Source organism: Xenorhabdus indica (genome assembly GCF_014467235.1).
GTDB lineage: Bacteria > Pseudomonadota > Gammaproteobacteria > Enterobacterales > Enterobacteriaceae > Xenorhabdus > Xenorhabdus indica.
Genome location: NZ_NKHP01000035.1, coordinates 1 through 20,144, shown reverse-complemented (window position 1 = coordinate 20,144; position 20,144 = coordinate 1). Strand labels below are relative to the sequence as shown.

The following is a 20,144-nucleotide window of genomic DNA, read 5'->3' as shown; positions in this document are numbered from 1 at the left end:
GTCCGGCAGCTTGTTCGGGATTGAAAACAGGATTTGTCTGGCGGCAATAGCGCGGTGGTCCCACCTGACCCCATGCCGAACTCAGCAGTGAAACGCCGTCGCGCCGATGGTAGTGTGGGGTCTCCCCATGCGAGAGTAGGGCACTGCCAGACATTGATTTGACAGAGAAGCCATCCTTTGCCGGATGGCTTTTTTGCGTTTGATCTTTTTATTGCTTTTTCTTATTTCATAGAATGAAATAATTTCAATTTGCGTACAAGAACTCGACATTATCCCTACCTTTAGGTTAGATTTAGCTATCTAGAAGGCTAAATATATGTGGAATAATTGAGGTTCATACAATGCCAATTCGTGTACCAGATGAACTGCCAGCAGTAAATTTTCTTCGCAATGAAAATATCTTTGTTATGACATCAACAAGGGCGAATGTGCAGGATATTCGCCCCTTAAAGGTATTGTTGCTAAATCTTATGCCAAAGAAGATAGAAACGGAGAATCAGTTTATCAGGCTATTGTCCAATTCACCGTTACAGATTGATATTCAGTTGCTGCGAATAAACAGTCACCGATGTAAAAATACTCCAGCAGAACATTTGGATAATTTTTATTGTGATTTTGAATCCATAAAAGACCAAAATTTTGATGGATTGATCGTAACAGGTGCTCCTTTGGGGTTAGTAAAATTTGAAGATGTGACTTATTGGCAAGAAATTGAAAAAATTATCAATTGGGCTAAGAGCCATGTGACTTCAACACTTTTTGTTTGTTGGGCTGTTCAGGCCGCGTTAAATATTCTTTATAACCTCCCAAAATATACTCGAACAACTAAACTATCAGGTGTTTATTCTCATACAATCCTGGATCCTTTTGCGCTATTGACCAGAGGATTTGATGAATCATTTTGGGCTCCTCATTCACGTTTTGCTGATTTTCCGGAATCATCTATTCGTGAGCATACAGATTTAGACATTTTGGCTAACTCAGAGGAAGCTGGTGTTTATTTGTTTGCCAGTAAAGATAAAAGGCTAGTATTTGTTACAGGACATCCAGAATATGATGTTGGAACATTAGCCGAAGAATATCAACGTGATCAAATTGCTGGGTTAGCGCCTGCGTTACCAGCCAATTATTTTCCGAATAATGATCCAAGAAATAAGCCTGTTGCAACGTGGCGTAGTCACGGTCATTTATTATTTTCAAATTGGCTTAATTACTGTGTATATCAGATCACGCCGTATGATCTGTCTTATATGAATCCTTCCTTAGATTAAATTAGTTTAAAATGGTGAAAAATGAGAACTGACTGAAGCGAGTCATTTCTCATTTTTTTAATTTTCTGTTTTTCTGTCAGCCGATCTCCATTTTTTCCATTTCTTATATATAACAAAAGCTTAACAACATCATATAAGCTATTTTGGAATCTAATTCCTGGTTTTTATTTTGTTGTTTTTTATATAAATTTTTGATTTTAATATAATTTAATTTTCCATTTAAAATAATGGAAATGGTTTTTGATTTATTTTTTATATTGATTACTCTTACCTGGGTGAGCATTTTAAAGTGAGGAATCGGGGATGGTACAGCAAGTGTTAGAAACTGAGTTAACTTTTATAAAACCTTTCTCTGAAGCTGAAAAACAGGTATTACCAACTGAATCTGTTCAATTTTTGGAGGATTTGGTTGTCAGATTTTCTGACAGACGTAGAAAATTATTAGAAGATCGAGTGAATTGGCAGAAGAGAATAGATGATGGGGCGCTTCCGGATTTTATTTCGGAAACTATTTCCATTAGAAATGGCGATTGGAAGATTCAGAGTATTCCTGATGATCTTAAGGATCGTCGGGTGGAGATCACCGGTCCCGTAGAACGAAAAATGGTCATCAATGCATTGAATGCCAATGTTAAGGTGTTTATGGCAGATTTTGAAGATTCTCTGGCACCAACATGGGATAAGATTATTGATGGGCAAATTAACTTACGGGATGCGGTTAATGGGACAATCTCATATGCTAATGAACAGGGTAAACATTATGAACTGAAACCTGATCCCGCTGTTTTAATTGCTCGTGTCCGGGGATTACATTTGTCAGAAAAACACGTCATTTATAAGAATGAGCCCATCTCTGGCGGATTATTTGATTTCGCCCTTTATTTTTACTTGAATCATAAGCAGTTGCTGGCAAAAGGGAGTGGTCCTTATTTCTATTTGCCTAAAATTCAGAGCTACCATGAAGCGCAGTGGTGGAGTGATGTTTTCAGTTTTACGGAAGAGCATTTCAATCTGCCAAAAGGGACGATAAAAGTTACAGTCTTAATTGAGACATTGCCTGCCGTTTTCCAAATGGACGAAATTCTCTATCACTTACGTCACCACATTGTTGGCCTGAATTGTGGGCGCTGGGATTATATTTTCAGTTATATCAAAACATTAAAGAATCATGCTGATCGTGTTTTACCTGATCGCCAGTCTGTCACTATGACACAGCCTTTCCTGAATGCTTATTCCCGTTTATTAATTAAAACTTGTCATAAACGCGGTGCATTCGCTATGGGGGGAATGTCGGCATTTATACCGAGTAAAGATCCTGAACAGAATCAGAAAGTATTAGACAAAGTCAGGGCTGATAAAGAATTGGAGGCTAATAATGGTCATGATGGTACATGGATCGCACACCCCGGCCTCGCTGATATTGCTATGGATGTATTCAATGCAAAGCTAGGTGATCGACCAAATCAACTGATGGTTTCCCGTGACGAAGATGAAACAATCACTGCCGAACAACTGCTTGCACCGAGCTTAGGAGAGAGAACAGAGGAAGGGATGCGGGCGAATATTCGGGTTGCCGTCCAGTACATAGAGGCATGGGTTTCAGGTAATGGTTGTGTACCGATATATGGTTTGATGGAAGATGCAGCTACTGCGGAAATTTCTCGTACCTCTATTTGGCAATGGATACACCATGAAAAGTCACTTGCCAACGGTAAAAAGGTAACAAAAGAATTGTTCAGCCAGATGCTGAAAGAAGAATTGGTAGTCATTAAACAAGAAGTGGGGGAGGTGCGTTTTAATCAAGGGAGATTTATGGAGGCTTCAGACCTGATGGAACGGATCACCACACAAGATGATTTAGTCGATTTTCTGACCCTGCCGGGCTATCAACTACTCGATTAATGTAAAAACAATATCCGATTAATAAATTAATATCTAATTAATTAAGAATAGGAAGTAAAACATCATGACCGTTTCTCGAGCACAACAAATCACTCAATTAGAACAAGAATGGAAAAAACCACGCTGGAAAGGGATTAACCGTCCATATAAAGCTGAAGATGTCATTAAATTACGCGGTTCAGTCAACCCTGAACATACTTTGGCGCAAATGGGAGCGGACAAATTATGGGAACTGCTGCATGGAAAATCAAAAAAAGGTTATGTAAACGCACTTGGAGCACTGACTGGTGGTCAGGCGCTTCAACAGGCTAAAGCTGGCATTGAAGCGGTTTATCTTTCTGGTTGGCAGGTTGCTGCTGATGCTAATACAGCCGCCAGTATGTATCCTGATCAATCACTCTATCCGGTTGATTCTGTCCCGAATGTTATTAAGCGTATCAATAACAGCTTTCGTCGTGCCGATCAGATCCAATGGGCTAATGAAATTGGCCCTGAGAGCATGGAATACATTGATTATTTTCTGCCGATTGTGGCGGATGCAGAAGCCGGATTTGGTGGTGTCTTGAATGCGTTTGAATTAATGAAATCAATGATTGAAGCTGGTGCTGCCGCAGTTCATTTCGAAGATCAGTTGGCTGCAGTGAAGAAATGCGGACATATGGGCGGCAAGGTATTAGTGCCGACTCAAGAAGCCATTCAGAAATTAGTAGCCGCTCGTTTAGCGGCAGATGTATTAGGCGTTCCAACTCTTCTTATTGCCCGTACTGATGCCGATGCTGCTGACTTACTGACATCTGACTGTGATCCTTATGACAGTAAATTCATTACTGGCGAACGGACTTGTGAAGGCTTCTTCTGCACCCGTGCTGGTATTGATCAGGCTATCAGTCGTGGATTGGCCTATGCACCGTACGCAGATGTTGTTTGGTGTGAAACTTCTACCCCGGATATTGAGGCTGCCCGTCATTTCGCAGAAGCGATTCATGCAGAATATCCAGAAAAATTACTGGCGTATAACTGCTCTCCATCTTTTAACTGGAAAAAGAACCTGGACGATAAAACTATTGCCAGCTTCCAGGAACAACTTTCTGAGATGGGATATAAATTTCAGTTTATCACTTTGGCTGGTATTCATAGTATGTGGTTCAACATGTTTGATTTGGCATATGACTATGCTCGCGGAGAAGGAATGAAACATTATGTTGAGAAAGTTCAAGAGCGGGAATTTGCAGCACTTGATCGAGGTTATACTTTCTCTTCACATCAACAGGAAGTGGGTACAGGGTATTTTGATAAAGTCACTACGATTATTCAGGGAGGAGCATCTTCTGTTACTGCCCTGACTGGATCAACAGAAGAACAGCAATTCTAAGTTTATCTATTGATATCACTTTTGGGGGATTCCGTAAGGAATTCCCCTTTACGCGTCGGATTAAGGTGGTAAATATGGAAACAGATTTCGCACACTTAGTTGCACAAACTATTTTGCAGGGATTTGATGCACAATATGGCCGATTTCTGGAAGTCACTTCTGGCGCACAGCAGCGTTTTGAACAGGCAGATTGGCATGCAGTACAGCAGGCGATGAAGAAGCGTATCAACCTGTATGACCATCATGTTGGTTTAGTGGTTGAACAATTGAAATGTATCAGTGGTTCATTGCAATTGCAGTATGACGAAGAGTATATTGCTAAGGTCAAAGCTGTTTATACCTGTTTACTGCCGGATTATCCTCGTTTTGAGATTGCAGAAAGTTTTTTTAACTCAGTTTATTGCCGCTTGTTTCAACACCGCAATTTGAAACAAGAAAATTTATTTATCTTCTCTTCTCAACCGCTGTGTCGCTTTCGTCATATTTCGCGGCCATTGTCTCGGGATTTTTTTCCTGATGGTAACCTAGAATCCATGTTGCAAGCGATCTTAAATGATTTACCGTTGCGCCTGAAATGGGAAAATTTAGAGCGGGATATTGGTTACATCACACAGTACTTACTGAATACATTTCCCCGACCCGATTTATTGCAGGCAACATTTCAGATTGCTAACGAACTATTTTATCGTAATAAAGCTGCCTGGTTAGTAGGAAAAATAAGAATGGGTACAATGACTTATCCATTTTTATTGCCTATTCACCATGATGAATCAGGTAGAATTTTTATTGATACTTGTTTGACTCATCACGATGATGCCAGCATTGTTTTTGGTTTTGCCCGCTCTTATTTTATGGTTTATGCCCCTTTGCCAGCAGCAATGGTGGAGTGGTTGCGTGAAATCTTACCAACCAAATCAACGGCTGAACTCTATATGGCCATTGGTTGCCAAAAACACGGTAAAACAGAATATTACCGTGAATATCTGACGTTTATTAACTCATCTCAAGAGCAATTCACCATTGCTCCGGGGGTGAAAGGTATGGTGATGTTGGTCTTCACTTCTCCTTCCTTTGACCGTGTATTTAAGGTCATAAAGGACAAATTTGCGCCACAGAAAGAGGTATCCCAGGAGCGGGTTCAGGAGTGTTACCGGCTGGTAAAAGAGCATGATCGCGTCGGAAGAATGGCTGATACACAGGAGTTTGAGAATTTTGTCATTGATAAACGCCATGTCAGCCCGGAATTAATGGAGGAACTGCAAAAAGAGATCCCCACGAAACTCGAAGACTTGGGTGACAGGATCTTGATAAAACATCTTTATATGGAACGGAAAATGATCCCATTGAACATATACATGGAACAAGTGGATGGAATTCATATGAAAGATGTCGTAGAGGAATATGGGAATGCGATTAAGCAGTTGGCAGCAGCGAATATTTTTCCGGGTGATATGTTATTTAAGAACTTTGGCGTTACCCGTCATGGACGGGTAATTTTCTACGATTATGACGAAATCTGCTATATGACTGAAGTGAATTTTCGGGATATACCTCCGTCACGTTATCCTGAAGATGAACTTGCCAGCGAACCGTGGTACAGCGTTGCTCCTAACGATGTTTTTCCTGAAGAGTTCCGACACTTTTTATGTAGTGATAAGCGTATTCGAAAGTATTTTGAAGAAAGCCACAGCGACCTATTTAAAGCAGACTACTGGCGAGCATTGCAGGAACGTATTAAAAATGGATATATAGAAGATGTTTTTGCTTATCGCTATAGACAGCGATTCAGTCAGCGCACTGAAATAAATTAAATAAGGAATATAATCAGTGGTATTACAATTTCAACAGATAAAGATAATGTATCGTTGTATGATAAAAAATAGTGATAACATAATACTATTTTAAAATGACTGGCTATATTTTTACCAATTTTAAATGGTATGATTCTATTTAAGAAGATTAGGTTTTTTTATAGATATATAATTTAATCATTATAATCTTCACCATTAATAGCATCATATCATTCAATTATAAAAATATTTAGGGAGGAAATAATGGCTCAGGTCATTTTATATGGTGATATTTTACATATTAAGAATAATTATGCTGATGGAAGTTATCTTGATGTTAATGGACAGTCGACTTCAGTAGGGGAAAAATATAATGTTGTCACTTCTGTTTCATCAAATCGTGATACTGGTTCAGGTTCATGGCAGATTTTATCAGCAGAAGGTAAAAGTTTAGGGACGGAAGTTTACAGTTGTGATACGGTATTTTTATTGAATTTTTATAGAAATAATGGAGGATATCTGAGAGTTAGTGGGAATGCACCATCACCAGAACTCTATAATGTTTATACTGCGGATAAACCTGTACATGCCCTTGATACTGCAATATGGCATATTTTTTCAGAAGCAACCGATAAACATGATGGTAAAGTCCGTGAAGGTAATATTATTCGTCTGCTGAATGATTTTAACCATACGCATGGCGGTTTTCTCGATGTCTGTTGGCGGGCAGATCAACCTGGTGCTGTATATAAAGTTTATACTTCTTTGCTATCAAATAGAGTTAATGGGACGGGGACATGGACATTATCTAAAGCTATTTGCTAAATTGTGAAATTGAACCTTTTTATTAAATGAGTTGTGATTGTATTTTAAATTATCTGAGTAATCTTATAATAAAATTAATTAATTCAAGGAAATATTAGATAAACAATGATAAATTTTCTCAATGCGGAAATTTTTTAATCTTAAATTTCCGCATTAAGTTTTAGATAAAAAGATTACGCTTTTGCGCCTGCAATAGCAGTACGTGCTAGTTCTGTAATCTGAGCATAATCCTCTTTTTCTAATACATCACCTGGAACCAACCACGAGCCACCAATGCATAGAACACTATCTAATGCCAGATAATCACGATAATTTTCAGGGGAAATACCGCCAGTTGGACAGAAACGTACCTGTGGGAATGGGCCAGCAATAGCTTTCAGGGCTTTTACACCACCATTTGCTTCTGCCGGAAAGAATTTGAAGCAGTTTAAACCATAGCTCATACCTAGCATTAATTCAGAGACTGTAGAGATCCCCGGAATAAGAGGAATTGAACCAGTAGACGCTGCTTTTAACAACTCATCAGTCAATCCCGGACTAATGGCAAACTGAGCACCAGCTTCAGTGACGGCTGCCAGTTGTTTTGGATTAATGACTGTTCCAGCACCGATAATTGCTTCAGGAACTTCCCTGGCAATAAGACGAATAGCTGCCAGTGCGCATTCAGTTCTCAGGGTGACTTCCAATACGCGTATTCCACCGGCAACCAGCGCTTTTGCTAATGGTACAGCATGTTCAATTTCATTGATTACAATGACAGGGACGACAGGGCCATCGGTCAAGATGTTTTCTGCAGATGTTTTCCAGTTATTCATTAGCAGTTTCTCTCGTCAAATCAGGCAGTAGGGATTTAAACTCCCTAATTATAAAAATGTCACTGAACCATGGCTCTTGCTTCAAGGCATCACGTCATGACATATCAGGATGGACAGAAGAACCTGGTGATTATAATCCCATGATTTCAATGACCATTTCATCTGGTTGATATTCGCTTTGTCGTAACAAAGTGAAATTTCACTTAATTCCTCCATACTCCCGACTAACCTCTTTTGCCGCTCGCATAACAAGAGCACCAAGTTCAGTGACTCGATCATCAGAGATGCGCGATATTGGGCCGGAGATAGAAATAGCGGCAAAAGCCTCGTGATGCTCATCATAAATGCAGGCAGCAATACAGCGTAACCCAAGGGCGTGTTCTTCATCATCAAATGAAAAACCCTGCTTACGAATTTGTTCAAGATTTTCTTTCAACGCGGCTGCTGTGGTATGAGTATGTTGTGTATAGGCGTGTAATCCTTTTTTATGCAGTAATTGTAGGCACTTTTGTTCAGACAGTGTGGAAAGGAGCGCTTTACCTGCCCCGGATGCGTGCATCGGTAACTGGCCGCCAATTGGGGCGGACATCCGCATTAGTGCATTACACTGCACTTGATCAACAATCACTGCTTCATACTCATCAATATTGAAAATAGCAAGATTGACGGTTTCACCCGAATCTTCCATTAGTTGGCGTAGAATCGGGTGAACTAATACCATCAGATTGCGGCTTTGCAGAAAGCTGCTACCAACAACAAAAGCATGTGATGCAATTACCCACAATCCCAGATCGCCAATCTGACGAACAAAACCATGCTGCTGTAATGTGGTCAAAAGGCGGTGAGTGGTAGAATTGGGAAGGCCAGCCTGAATAGCAAGGTCAGTCAATGCGACTCCACTTTGTGAATCAGAAATATATTCCAAAAGGGACAGACCTCGGCTTAAGGATTGAACCTGACCGCTTGCAACGGCACTACCGGTTGTCATTTTAGTTTTCTTGGTACGTTTGCTGGCAATGGCGGAGCTCATAAGATTCCCTCTAGATTATTCTCTAATTACAGCATGACTGTGGTAGAAAAAATGGAATTTATTTTCGTTTTCTTATTATGGATGATAAAGAGGAAAAAAACACATCCGATGAGTAGAGGTAAAAATTACTTTTAGAGAGAGAGGAAGTATGGGCGTTAAGTATGAGCGTTGAAGGTGTAATCTCATCCCATAATGGGATGAGATTATATTACATCATATAGTTAATATGTTGATCAATCTTTGAACTTCAATCTTCAAACAGATTACGATGAAGTGTCTGAATTATCTGTTCTGCATCTTTGCCGGGCACGAGCAGACAAACATTATGGCTACTTGCTCCATAGCTGATCATACGGATATTAAAGGATTTCAGGGGGCCAAAAATCTCTTTTCCTAATCCTTTGGCCTGTGAAAGTTTATTGCCGATAATTGCTACCAGTGCCAAATCTTCTTCAACTTCCACACGACATAATGTTGAAAGCTCAGTCAGCAAGGCATTGGTCAGCAAACTGCCATTCGTGCTGGTGGAACCTGTGGTATCCAGTGTCAAAGCAACACTTACTTCTGAAGTGGTAATCAAATCCACCGAAATATTATGACGTGAGAGCAGGGTAAAAACTTCTGCCAGAAAACCTCTTGCATGTAACATTTTCAGGCTATGCAGGGTTAATAAAGTTTGTTTACGCCGCAATGCCAATGCCCGAAAGCGAGGTGGATTTTTCGTTTTGTCGCAAACCAGTGTACCGCCAGCCTGCGGTTTTTTACTCGAACCAACGAAAACAGGAATACCACTGCGGATGGCTGGCAATAGGGTAGCTGGATGGAGGATTTTGGCACCGAATGTTGCCATCTCGGCCGCTTCATCAAAAGCAATCTTATCAATACGTTTGGCCGTTGGGGCAACTCTGGGATCGGTTGTGTAGATCCCCGGAACATCCGTCCAGATATCGACACGCCGCAAGCCCAGTGCTTCACCAAGCAGGGCGGCGGAATAATCACTGCCGCCACGTCCTAATGTTGTTGTGCGGCCTTTTTCCTCTCTGCCGATAAAACCTTGTGTAATGACGATTGTGTTATTCAGGCGAGGTTGAAGATGTTCTGCCGCTAATATATTGAGCTGGTTTGTGTCAGGCTCTGCTTGTCCAAATTGATCATTGGTACGCATTATACGGCGGATATCAAACCATTCGACATCCGTATTGCGCTGACGTAACAATTCGGCAAACAGCAGTGTAGACATGACTTCCCCATGACTGACTAATTCGTCAGTCAACGCCTTAGATGTTGCCAGTGAGGCAGTTTCTGACAACGTTGTGATATTATCCAGCAAATGCTCAATCTCTTCTTTAAGCACAGCCGTTTCATTTAACCGCTTGACAATCGCATATTGAATATCACGGATCTGTTTCAGGCACTTCTCCCGTTTATCGTTATCGCAACCAGATGCTAATGTGACCAATAAATTAGTTACACCAGCGGAAGCTGATAAAACGACTACACGAACATCTCTGTTTGCCAAAATAATATCAGCACAGTTATTCATGGCATCAAAGTCTGCCACACTGGTACCACCGAATTTTGCAACAATATACTGCGAGTAGGGAGAAGATACTGCACTCATGGATGATAGCCTTCTGTTTTAGGAATAGAGAGTTAGTTTAGAAATAGAAGGTTAGAAATATCGGGTTCGCTTTGTTGAGTCAATGCTTGAGAATTAAGCATCAATATCTTTCATGATCAGAATGAAATTATCGTTTTTGCCTATATGTCCAATGGATGTCGAATTTGAAGGGGATAAGCAATTAGAGCTGGAAATAATGACTTATTTTGACCAATATCAGTCAGTAAAAGGAAAAAGAGATCCATCACAGCATTAACTTGTTACAATTCTATGCATTCCTATTGTTTATCTACAGTTGATAGAGAGCATCATTCATGAAAAACATCAACCCTAGCCAGACCGAAGCTTGGAAAGTATTGCAACAGCATTTTGAACAGATGAAGAGTGTTCACTTACGAGATCTGTTTGAACAGGATAAGGCGCGTTTTGCGACATTCTCTGCAACGTTTGACGATCAGATTCTGGTGGATTACTCCAAAAACCGTATTACTGCGGAAACATTGGAAAAATTACAGACATTGGCGAAAGAAACGGATTTATCTGGTGCTATCCATAGTATGTTTTCCGGTGAAAAGATTAACCGTACTGAAGATCGTGCTGTGCTGCACATTGCTCTGCGTAACCGCAGTAATTCTCCAATTTACGTAGATGGGGAAGATGTTATGCCGCAGGTGAATACAGTGCTGGAAAAAATGAAATCGTTCAGTGATCGTATCATTGGTGGAGAGTGGAAAGGCTATACCGGTAAAGCGATTACTGATGTAGTAAACATTGGTATTGGCGGCTCCGATCTCGGCCCATATATGGTGACTGAGGCGCTGAAAGCCTATAAGAACCACCTCAATATGCACTTTGTTTCCAATGTGGATGGAACCCATATTGCGGAGACATTGAAATCTTTGGCTCCAGAAACCACGCTATTCCTGATTGCCTCCAAGACCTTTACCACACAGGAAACGATGACTAATGCTCATTCTGCCCGTCACTGGTTCCTGCAAAGTGCAGGTGATGAAGCATATGTGGCTAAACATTTTGCCGCGCTTTCAACTAATGAGAAGGAAGTCAGCAAATTCGGCATTGATCCACAAAACATGTTTGAATTCTGGGATTGGGTCGGTGGCCGTTATTCCCTCTGGTCTGCAATAGGCTTATCCATTGCACTTTCCATTGGTTATGATAACTTCGAGCAGTTGCTGAGTGGTGCTTATGCTATGGATAAACACTTTGAGCAGACCGCACCTGAACAAAACATTCCTGTTCTGTTAGCGCTGATTGGCATCTGGTATAACAATTTTTTTGGCGCAGAAACTGAAGCGATTCTGCCTTATGATCAATACATGCACCGTTTTGCTGCATACTTCCAGCAGGGAAATATGGAATCAAACGGTAAGTATATTGACCGCAATGGTAATCCGGTAAATTATCAGACTGGGCCGATTATCTGGGGAGAGCCGGGTACAAATGGTCAACATGCCTTCTACCAGCTTATCCATCAGGGTACGAAACTTATTCCATGTGATTTTATAGCACCTGCAATGAGTCATAATCCGGTTGCTGATCATCACAGCAAACTGCTATCTAACTTTTTCGCACAAACTGAAGCGCTGGCTTTTGGTAAAACTCAGGCGCAGGTGGAAGCCGAATTTGCTGCTGTCGGGAAGAGTGCACAGGATGTAGCCAATATTGTGCCGTTTAAAGTGTTTGAAGGTAACCGCCCAACCAACTCAATCCTGTTGCGTGAAATTACACCATTCACTCTGGGCGCATTAATGGCAATGTATGAACACAAGATCTTTGTTCAGGGGGCAATTCTGAATATATTCTCATTCGATCAATGGGGAGTGGAACTGGGCAAACAATTGGCGAACCGTATTCTGCCTGAATTGCAGGGGACAGAAGTTGTGAATAGCCATGACAGTTCTACAAATGGTCTCATTAACCGTTTTAAAGAGTGGCGTTAATCTGATTTTCTATTTTATTTAATTTTACCCCCCAATAACACCATATATCGGGGGGACATTTTTTAATTTCCATAATTTGTTATCAACTTTTTATTTTATTAGTCTGCAACATGCTATCCTCACACTCCATTCGTTGTGCTGTCGGAGAAATTGATGTTCTCCGCAATTGGAAAATGACATGGCAGATGACACAATATTAACTTCTACACCTATTCACTGGTTTTCGGCTGATGAGATCAATACTCCGGAAAATATTTTAGACTGGCTGATGGAAGTCGGTTCAATGACACATCGTTTTGAACAACATTGCCATCATGTAACAGTTGCGCCATTTCGGGAATGTTTCATTACAACAGCAGATATTGGTGATGAAAGTGAGCATTTACCTGTAAGTGAAAAGTATTGGTTACGTGAAATTGTCTTATACGGGGATAATATTCCGTGGTTATTGGGGCGTACAGTAGTCCCTGAGGAAACATTAACAGGACCAGACAAAAAGCTGGTGGATGTTGGAACTGTTCCACTTGGGCGCTACCTGTTTAGTGGCAATAATCTGACACGGGATTATATTCAAATAGGTCAACAAGGACAGCGTTGGGCACGGCGCTCTTTGCTGCGGTTATCAAAGAAGCCTCTACTACTTACAGAAGTTTTTTTGCCGGAATCACCTGTATATAAAATAAATAATATGAAAAGGGAGAAATAGATTGGAGGTTAGTATGACGCGAAGTAAATGGCGCGCCTATTGCCGTTTAATGCGTATCGATAAACCCATTGGCATATTATTGTTATTATGGCCAACCTATTGGGCATTATGGATAGCAGCAAAAGGTATGCCGAACTTACATATCTTGCTGGTTTTCACTCTGGGTATCTTTTTCATGCGGGCGGCTGGATGTTGTATTAATGATTTCGCTGATAGGAAATTTGACGGGCATGTTGAACGGACAAAATTTCGTCCGCTCCCCAGTGGTGATATCAGCGAAAAAGAGTGCAAAATTTTGTTTGCCACACTTGTGTTGATCTCTTTTGCGCTTGTATTGACACTGAATAAAATGACGATTGCTTTATCCTTTGTCGCGTTGGGATTGGCATGGATTTACCCTTTCGTTAAACGGATCAGCAACTTGCCACAAGTTGTGTTGGGTGCAGCTTATGGCTGGTCAATTCCTATGGCTTTCGCAGCAGTAAGTGAGTCTTTACCATTACAGTGTTGGTTATTATTTCTGGCGAACATAATCTGGTCTGTAATCTATGATACTCAGTATGCAATGGTGGATCGTGATGATGATCTGAAAATCGGTGTAAAATCAACGGCAGTACTGTTTGGGCGCTTTGATAAGTTAATCATTGGTACTTTGCAATTTGTTATGCTGGTAATTCTCGTATCGGTTGGATGCATAGTGAATTTAGGGGGAATGTATTACTGGACAGTATTATTGGCAGGAGCGCTCTTCATCTATCAACAAAAATTGATTTCTGATCGTCAGCGGGAGTCTTGTTTTCAGGCATTCATGAACAACAATTACGTTGGTTTTATTTTGTTCCTCGGTATTCTTTTCAGTTATGTTTTTTAAGAGAACGGGCGCTAGCACCGCCCGTTAATCTTCTCTTTTTCAGAACGATCAACTTAAGAGCAATTCTATTCAGAATGTCAAAGCGTTATTTCTGATTTTCATCTGCTGGTTTTTGGTCATTGTACTCAGGAGGCATGCTGACACTCTCAATAGTCAGACGGATCTCTGGAGACATTAACTCACTCAATACCTGATAAAGAGCATGGGCACTTATGGTGACCATGTTACCACTATCGTGGATATATCCTTCTTCACGCAGCGTATTCACTGAGCAAGCAAAAACCGCTTTATCAAAGAATTCCGGCGCATTGATTCCATGTAGCACTGATAAACGTTGCGCCAGCATCCGGCTCTCTTTTTCCAATGTACCTCGACTGATATCGGGAGTTGCATTCAATAGAGAAAGCGTAATAGCATAGCGTTGTAATGTTTCCCGGATACCTGCTGCCAGCAATTGTAATGGACGGATACGCGCAGGATTGAGTACCAGTATCTCCTGCTCTTTATTACAAATCAGACATTGACGCGCCAGTTCATCAATTAATGTATTAACCACATCAGGCAACTCTTTCTTGCTATAGCGCATGAAAAGTTCTTGCTTAAGTAGAGGATAAATCAGTTGTACCTGCCTAAGCAACTCACTGCGGCTGATACGGCGGTGATGCATCACAATGCTGGAAATCAAAGATGGCAGGATCAACAGATGTTGGATATTGTTGCGATAATAGGTCATCAATACCGCATTTTCGCGAGGCAGAATAATAATATCCCCAAGACTGTCTTTTTCGACCTCAAATTTATTCATCCGTAAAGCATGATCCAACAGTTCTTCCGCTGTTTTGTTCGGTACTGTGACATCATTTGCGTAAGAAGCATAGCGCAACAATTGCATATAGCAGTCTAATTGCTCAATCAACTGTTCACGAGTAAGCGCTCGCTGGCGTGATGACAATAAGGCCGTGCTACATAAGTTAATTGCATTTGCGGCTGCGGCGTTATTGATGTTAACCATAATATTGCCAGCCAGCTTACTAACCGTTGGTGTTAACCATGCCGGGCGCTGCGCTTCTATTGGATCGATAGAATCACGCCATTCCGGAACATGCTGATTCAGATATTGTATTAATGGGATTGGTTCGCCAAAGTTCACATACCCTTGCCCCAGATTACGTAGTTTACGTAACCCACGAACCATCTGGAAAAACCCTTCTTTTTCTTTAGTTGCGCCCCGTAACTCTTTGGCATAAGTTGCGACCTCCATCACATGTTCATAACCGATATAGATTGGCACAACGGTGATGGGGCGTGATTCTCCGCGCAGCATTGCCTGTAATGTCATCGAAAGTGTACCGGTTTTCGGATCGAGCAGGCGGCCTGTCCGGGAACGTCCTCCTTCGACAAAATATTCAACAGAATAACCACGAGAAAACAGTTCTCCCAAATATTCGCGGAAAATTGTCGAATAGAGTTTGTTGCCTTTAAAAGTGCGGCGGATAAAGAACGCACCCAGGCGGCGGAATATTGGCCCTGCTGGCCAGAAATTCAGGTTAATACCGGCTGCAATATGTGGTGGAACTAGCCCCTGATGATAAAGCACGTAAGAAAGCAGCAAATAATCCATATGGCTGCGATGACATGGAACATAGACCAGCTCATGACCATCTTGAGCCAATTGGCGGGTCCGTTCGGCATTATGGACATTGATGCCCTGATAGAGGCGGTTCCACGTCCAGCTCAAAACACGGTCTGTTATGCGTACAGTTTCATAGGAGAAATCCGCTGCAATCTCTTCCAGCATATTGATAGCGTTCTGTTTTGCTTTCTCTGGCGAGATTTTCTTGCTACGGGCTTCATCGGTAATGGCTTTTTCAATGGCTTTGGATGCCAGTAACTTTCTGAACAGATCCTGTCGGGCAGGTAAACGTGGCCCGACTGCTGCCAGACGTTGACGGGAATAGTGGATCCGTGCAACACGGGCAAGTTTATTGGCAATAATCGTATCCGTACCATGCTCATCGGCGATACTGCGCAATGAAACAGGCGTAGAGAAACGTACAAAACTATCCCGACCGAGCCACAGGATTGCAAAAAACTTCTGGATCCCATTGAGAAGGCGTAACTGTGGTGCTGTATTTGTTTCTTGCCCTTCACGTCCAGGAGAACGTCCAAACATCACGGAAACGGGCACCATCTGAATATCCAGATTAGGGTTATTGCGATGTAAGTCCAGATAAGAATGAAAAATCCTTACAGACTCATGCTTAGGCGCATAACAGCGAAACACTCGTGGGCCGTCATCAATAAAAACACAACTTGGGAGCTGTGCATCATCAATATCCAAAGGGGTTAAGGGATCTGGTAGATCTTGAGCCAGACATTGTTGACGCAGGGTCAATAAGTCGGCTTTTGAATGATACGGAAGCACATACAAAATAGGCCGTGTCGTATCAAGACTCAATTCTTGAATGGGAGCCGTTGGAATAAGCTTACTTTTTACTAAAATTTTTATCGGTAAATTCAATAACTTGTAATATATTTTACGCCAAGCTGACATAACTGCTTTAAGCCTCTTATTAGCAATGCGTCGCAAGCATACCAGAAACAGATTTTGAGATCTGTGGAAATAAGATAATAATAAGAACTAAAAGTTATATTATCTTAAAACTATTATGATTATTGAAGAAAATTTTTATGGCGAATCAATCAACAGGCTTGAACCGTATTATTAAAGCGATGGGATATTCAGCAAAAGGTATTAAAGCCGCGTGGCAGAATGAGGCTGCATTTCGACAAGAGGTAATTTTAGCTATCTTAGCGATTATTGTGGTATTTTCATTTGATTTTGGCATTCTTGAAAGACTTTTTCTCATTAGCTCTGTCGTATTGGTGGTTCTTGTTGAAGTGCTAAACAGTGCAATTGAGGCCGTGGTTGATCGAATTGGCAGTGAATATCACGAATTGTCAGGGCGAGCAAAAGATATGGGCTCTGCCGCAGTATTTTTAGCTGTTATTTTGGCACTGTTCATCTGGGTAACAATCATTGGGTCGCATTTTATACGCTAAGGTGATTTATTTTTCGTCAAAATTCGTTATTTAGCGGCTTTTACATTCTGACAGGTTCCCAATTCAATTTTAGCTGTATATACTCACAGTCAGACTGTATAAACAAACAGGGGGCGAAATGAAAGCATTAACTGCCAGGCAGCAACAGGTTTATGATTTGGTGCGTGACCATATTTCGCAAACGGGTATGCCACCGACACGTGCTGAGATTGCAGCACGCCTTGGTTTTCGTTCACCTAACGCAGCAGAAGAGCATTTAAAGGCACTGGCGCGTAAAGGGGTGATAGAAATTGTCGCTGGTGCTTCCAGAGGTATCCGTTTGCTGCTTGAAGAGGAAGATGAAGGTACGGGATTACCACTAATCGGTCGTGTTGCTGCTGGTGAACCACTATTGGCTCAGGAACACATCGAAAGCCATTACAAGGTGGATCCGGAATTATTTAAACCAAATGCTGATTTTCTATTGCGTGTTCGCGGTATGTCAATGAAAGATATCGGTATTATGGATGGTGATTTGCTTGCTGTGCATAAAACGCAGGATGTTCATAACGGGCAGGTTATCGTGGCACGGATTGAAGATGAAGTCACAGTAAAACGCTTCAAACAAACAGGAAACAGAATTGAACTGATTGCTGAGAATCCTGAATTTGAGCCTATTGTTGTGGATTTACGCGAACAGAATTTTACCATTGAAGGATTGGCAGTTGGTGTTATTCGTAACGGGGATTGGTTCTGATTGTAAAAGCGAATAATTACACTTTGCCATTTTGGGCGGTCATTTTTCATTATCCCAGCGAATCAAACGATTATCTGGGAATTTGGAAATTAATAAACTTATCAGTGATGACCGCCTAATAAAACGGATTTTAAAACTTATTCCGTACAGGTATTCATTTCATGGCAGTAAGAGCACAAGCCGTGAACTTCTATCACACTATGCCGCAGATGAAATCCTGCATCTTGCGCTAAATTTTGTATAGCTGATTCAATATATTTAGCATCCCGTTCGGTAACAGAACCGCAGTTATCGCAAAGAAACATAGCTGATGTATGACAAGGTTCTTCAAAGTGATGACAAATCACATAGCTATTCGTAGATTCTATTTTGTGGACAAAGCCTTGTTCCAGTAAAAACTCCAACCCACGATAGACCGTTGGTGGCTTTGCCTGTGGCTCAACTTCACGAAGCAGATCCAGCAAATCATAGGCACTTATTGCACCTGGTTGTGCTGAAATTAAACGCAGAATTTCAAGGCGTTGAGGTGTCAAACGAACCCCTCGTGACAGGCAGATTGCCTCAGCCCGTGTCAGTAACTTTTTTTGGTTGATAGTTTTCATTACATTCTTCACACTCAGCATATGCCAATGGTTGTAATGTTATCATGTTTTTTCAATTCATAGCTGAAATCTACTTAATGGCCATGTCCCTATCATTCTTTTTGATTATTAATTAATAAATTAGTTTTCTTGGTTTTTGGGTAGAGACTACGACTGTTAAATTGGGTTATTTACCAAATAGCTAAGCCAGTAATAACAATACCAATTTTCTGTAGAACTATTGAAATAGACTTTAATTATGACTTTTTAAGTATGATAAATAAAAATATTTCAGAATCGTATTCTAATAAAAAATAAGTATTATTTGTTATTGTTTTAATTAACCTCAGCTCTTCTTAAGTGCTATCTGCGTGAGGGCGCTTTTCTATGGTTTTTCTATGGTATAGTAGGCCATTATTTACCTCTCAGGCATCAGTACACCATTTGGTGTGGTGTACTGGATGGCGTACTGATAATCTCAAAATAGCCTAAAATGCACGAAAATATACAGACACAAAAATGTAGTAAATTCACTGTAATATCAAAGGATACAAGGAAATTCAAACCTTCCCGCTTCTCCGTTGCGCCCATGTTGGATGGGATATATTGATTATATAAATCAAATAATTATATGATTTCGGGGTGCTATTGGGGTGCTGAAATGAAAATAGCACCCGGTGGTTTTGATGCTTTCTTTGTTAATTTGCTTTTCTTTTAGCCCGCATTCTCTCTACTTCTTTTTCGGCAAGCTCTCTTTGCTTATCAATGTATGCAGCCAGATCATTTACATGAACAATTCGCGGTGATTTTTGGCTGTCAGTTAATTTATATGTAGGAATATTCAGTTTCCCTTCATTTGCTTTGCGTTCCGCAGTTCCAGGACTCATGCTGAGGTATCTTTCTGCTATGGACGACAAAGGAATTTGCGAAGTTTCAAACTCCGCCAATAATAAGAATGCCGTGTTCATTTTCATTTATTCTATCCTTTCTGATACCCATTTCCCAAAATCACCTTAGCCACTTTCGCCGGTGTTGCTTTTCTTTCCCATGTTGCATCAAAAATAATGCCGTTCAGTTCCGTAGTGAGAATATCCTCCAATTTCTTTGGTCTTTCGTTGTAGGGAACCTGATCAGGCACTCCATTCATCACGTCGATAACCAGCGCAGCGATTTCTTCTTCCTTGACTGCTTTTAGATCAGACTGCAAATATGCAGTCTGAATATTTTTCAATGAGTTAGACTCAAGTTCATTGATCAACTCTTGAGCTTGCTTGGTTCTTAGCCACTGATTCGGAGCTTTATTCGAACCAGTACCACTGGCCTTATGCAATGTATTCAGGTTGTAGCGCCTGAATTCATCAAGAGGAATTTCAACGCCGACAACCACGGGTAACAATTTGCCTTTCATTATTTCCTCTTCCCCTTTTTGCCTTTCTTCGGAGTTATCTTCACATCTGCCACTTTGGGTGCGGGTGGCAGAGGAGGGCGCGCGCCCTCCTTTCATTCTCGAATTCGTTAGTCATTGGTGATGAGTACTTCGATATCCGATTCTGGGAATCCCATTTGCTGCAAGCCTGGTACTATCTTATCTGTCACAAAA

At 41.0% G+C, this 20,144-nt stretch carries 17 protein-coding genes and 1 rRNA gene; 11 read left to right on the top strand and 7 right to left on the bottom strand.

Annotated features, from left to right (window positions below; translation table 11 throughout):
* Nucleotides 1-36 precede the first annotated feature (36 nt).
* The 6 genes from rrf (at nt 37) to Xind_RS18410 (ending at nt 7,160) form a co-directional block, all read left to right on the top strand.
* Nucleotides 37-152, top strand: a 5S ribosomal RNA gene (gene rrf / locus Xind_RS18435).
* Between the two features lie 189 nt (nt 153-341).
* The gene (metA, locus tag Xind_RS18430; RefSeq protein WP_047683952.1) at nt 342-1,271 is read left to right on the top strand and encodes a homoserine O-acetyltransferase MetA; all 930 of its coding nucleotides are present in this window, start codon (nt 342-344) and stop codon (nt 1,269-1,271) included.
* A gap of 303 nt (nt 1,272-1,574) precedes the next feature.
* Complete coding sequence (gene aceB / locus Xind_RS18425; RefSeq protein ID WP_187650765.1) at nt 1,575-3,173, top strand: malate synthase A; 1,599 nt, start codon at nt 1,575-1,577, stop codon at nt 3,171-3,173.
* A gap of 64 nt (nt 3,174-3,237) precedes the next feature.
* The gene (aceA, locus tag Xind_RS18420) at nt 3,238-4,545 is read left to right on the top strand and encodes an isocitrate lyase (RefSeq protein WP_047683947.1); all 1,308 of its coding nucleotides are present in this window, start codon (nt 3,238-3,240) and stop codon (nt 4,543-4,545) included.
* A gap of 74 nt (nt 4,546-4,619) precedes the next feature.
* Nucleotides 4,620-6,356, top strand: a complete 1,737-nt coding sequence (gene aceK, locus Xind_RS18415) for a bifunctional isocitrate dehydrogenase kinase/phosphatase (protein WP_187650764.1) — start codon at nt 4,620-4,622, stop codon at nt 6,354-6,356.
* Between the two features lie 243 nt (nt 6,357-6,599).
* Nucleotides 6,600-7,160, top strand: a complete 561-nt coding sequence (locus Xind_RS18410) for a hypothetical protein (RefSeq protein WP_047683941.1) — start codon at nt 6,600-6,602, stop codon at nt 7,158-7,160.
* A 173-nt stretch (nt 7,161-7,333) separates the two neighbouring features.
* Here Xind_RS18410 and Xind_RS18405 read toward each other — a convergent pair whose 3' ends face one another.
* The 3 genes from Xind_RS18405 to lysC all read right to left on the bottom strand — a co-directional run bounded on the left by Xind_RS18405 (nt 7,334) and on the right by lysC (nt 10,626).
* Nucleotides 7,334-7,975, bottom strand: coding sequence for a bifunctional 4-hydroxy-2-oxoglutarate aldolase/2-dehydro-3-deoxy-phosphogluconate aldolase (locus Xind_RS18405; protein WP_187650763.1), 642 nt, complete (start codon nt 7,973-7,975; stop codon nt 7,334-7,336).
* A 199-nt stretch (nt 7,976-8,174) separates the two neighbouring features.
* Nucleotides 8,175-9,005, bottom strand: coding sequence for a glyoxylate bypass operon transcriptional repressor IclR (gene iclR / locus Xind_RS18400; protein ID WP_047683936.1), 831 nt, complete (start codon nt 9,003-9,005; stop codon nt 8,175-8,177).
* A 247-nt stretch (nt 9,006-9,252) separates the two neighbouring features.
* On the bottom strand, nt 9,253-10,626 hold the full coding sequence (gene lysC, locus Xind_RS18395) for a lysine-sensitive aspartokinase 3 (RefSeq protein WP_187650762.1): 1,374 nt from the start codon (nt 10,624-10,626) through the stop codon (nt 9,253-9,255).
* A gap of 314 nt (nt 10,627-10,940) precedes the next feature.
* On the opposite strand from lysC, the gene pgi reads away from it, so the two are divergent.
* The 3 genes from pgi to ubiA all read left to right on the top strand — a co-directional run bounded on the left by pgi (nt 10,941) and on the right by ubiA (nt 14,164).
* Entirely contained in the window at nt 10,941-12,587 is a 1,647-nt protein-coding gene (gene pgi, locus Xind_RS18390; RefSeq protein ID WP_187650761.1) for a glucose-6-phosphate isomerase, read from the top strand.
* Between the two features lie 178 nt (nt 12,588-12,765).
* Nucleotides 12,766-13,293 (top strand): chorismate lyase, encoded by a 528-nt coding sequence (ubiC, locus tag Xind_RS18385; RefSeq protein ID WP_047683929.1) that lies wholly within the window; start codon nt 12,766-12,768, stop codon nt 13,291-13,293.
* A 13-nt stretch (nt 13,294-13,306) separates the two neighbouring features.
* Complete coding sequence (gene ubiA / locus Xind_RS18380) at nt 13,307-14,164, top strand: 4-hydroxybenzoate octaprenyltransferase (RefSeq protein ID WP_047683926.1); 858 nt, start codon at nt 13,307-13,309, stop codon at nt 14,162-14,164.
* A gap of 85 nt (nt 14,165-14,249) precedes the next feature.
* Here the strand turns inward: ubiA and plsB are convergent, their stop codons facing one another.
* Nucleotides 14,250-16,718, bottom strand: coding sequence for a glycerol-3-phosphate 1-O-acyltransferase PlsB (gene plsB / locus Xind_RS18375; protein WP_187650760.1), 2,469 nt, complete (start codon nt 16,716-16,718; stop codon nt 14,250-14,252).
* A 137-nt stretch (nt 16,719-16,855) separates the two neighbouring features.
* Between plsB and Xind_RS18370 the strand changes: the two genes are divergently transcribed.
* Nucleotides 16,856-17,227 (top strand): diacylglycerol kinase, encoded by a 372-nt coding sequence (locus Xind_RS18370; protein WP_187650759.1) that lies wholly within the window; start codon nt 16,856-16,858, stop codon nt 17,225-17,227.
* A gap of 118 nt (nt 17,228-17,345) precedes the next feature.
* Nucleotides 17,346-17,963 carry a transcriptional repressor LexA gene (gene lexA / locus Xind_RS18365; protein WP_047683915.1) on the top strand — a complete coding sequence of 206 codons (618 nt, stop codon included), beginning with the start codon at nt 17,346-17,348 and terminating at the stop codon, nt 17,961-17,963.
* A 137-nt stretch (nt 17,964-18,100) separates the two neighbouring features.
* Here lexA and zur read toward each other — a convergent pair whose 3' ends face one another.
* From zur to Xind_RS21895, 3 genes are all read right to left on the bottom strand, one after another.
* The gene (gene zur / locus Xind_RS18360; protein WP_187650758.1) at nt 18,101-18,565 is read right to left on the bottom strand and encodes a zinc uptake transcriptional repressor Zur; all 465 of its coding nucleotides are present in this window, start codon (nt 18,563-18,565) and stop codon (nt 18,101-18,103) included.
* Nucleotides 18,566-19,242: 677 nt separating this feature from the next.
* A complete protein-coding gene (locus tag Xind_RS18355) occupies nt 19,243-19,512 on the bottom strand; it encodes a pyocin activator PrtN family protein (RefSeq protein WP_187650766.1) in 270 nt (89 codons plus the stop codon).
* An 11-nt stretch (nt 19,513-19,523) separates the two neighbouring features.
* On the bottom strand, nt 19,524-19,952 hold the full coding sequence (locus Xind_RS21895) for a KilA-N domain-containing protein (protein WP_246432615.1): 429 nt from the start codon (nt 19,950-19,952) through the stop codon (nt 19,524-19,526).
* Nucleotides 19,953-20,144 lie beyond the last annotated feature (192 nt).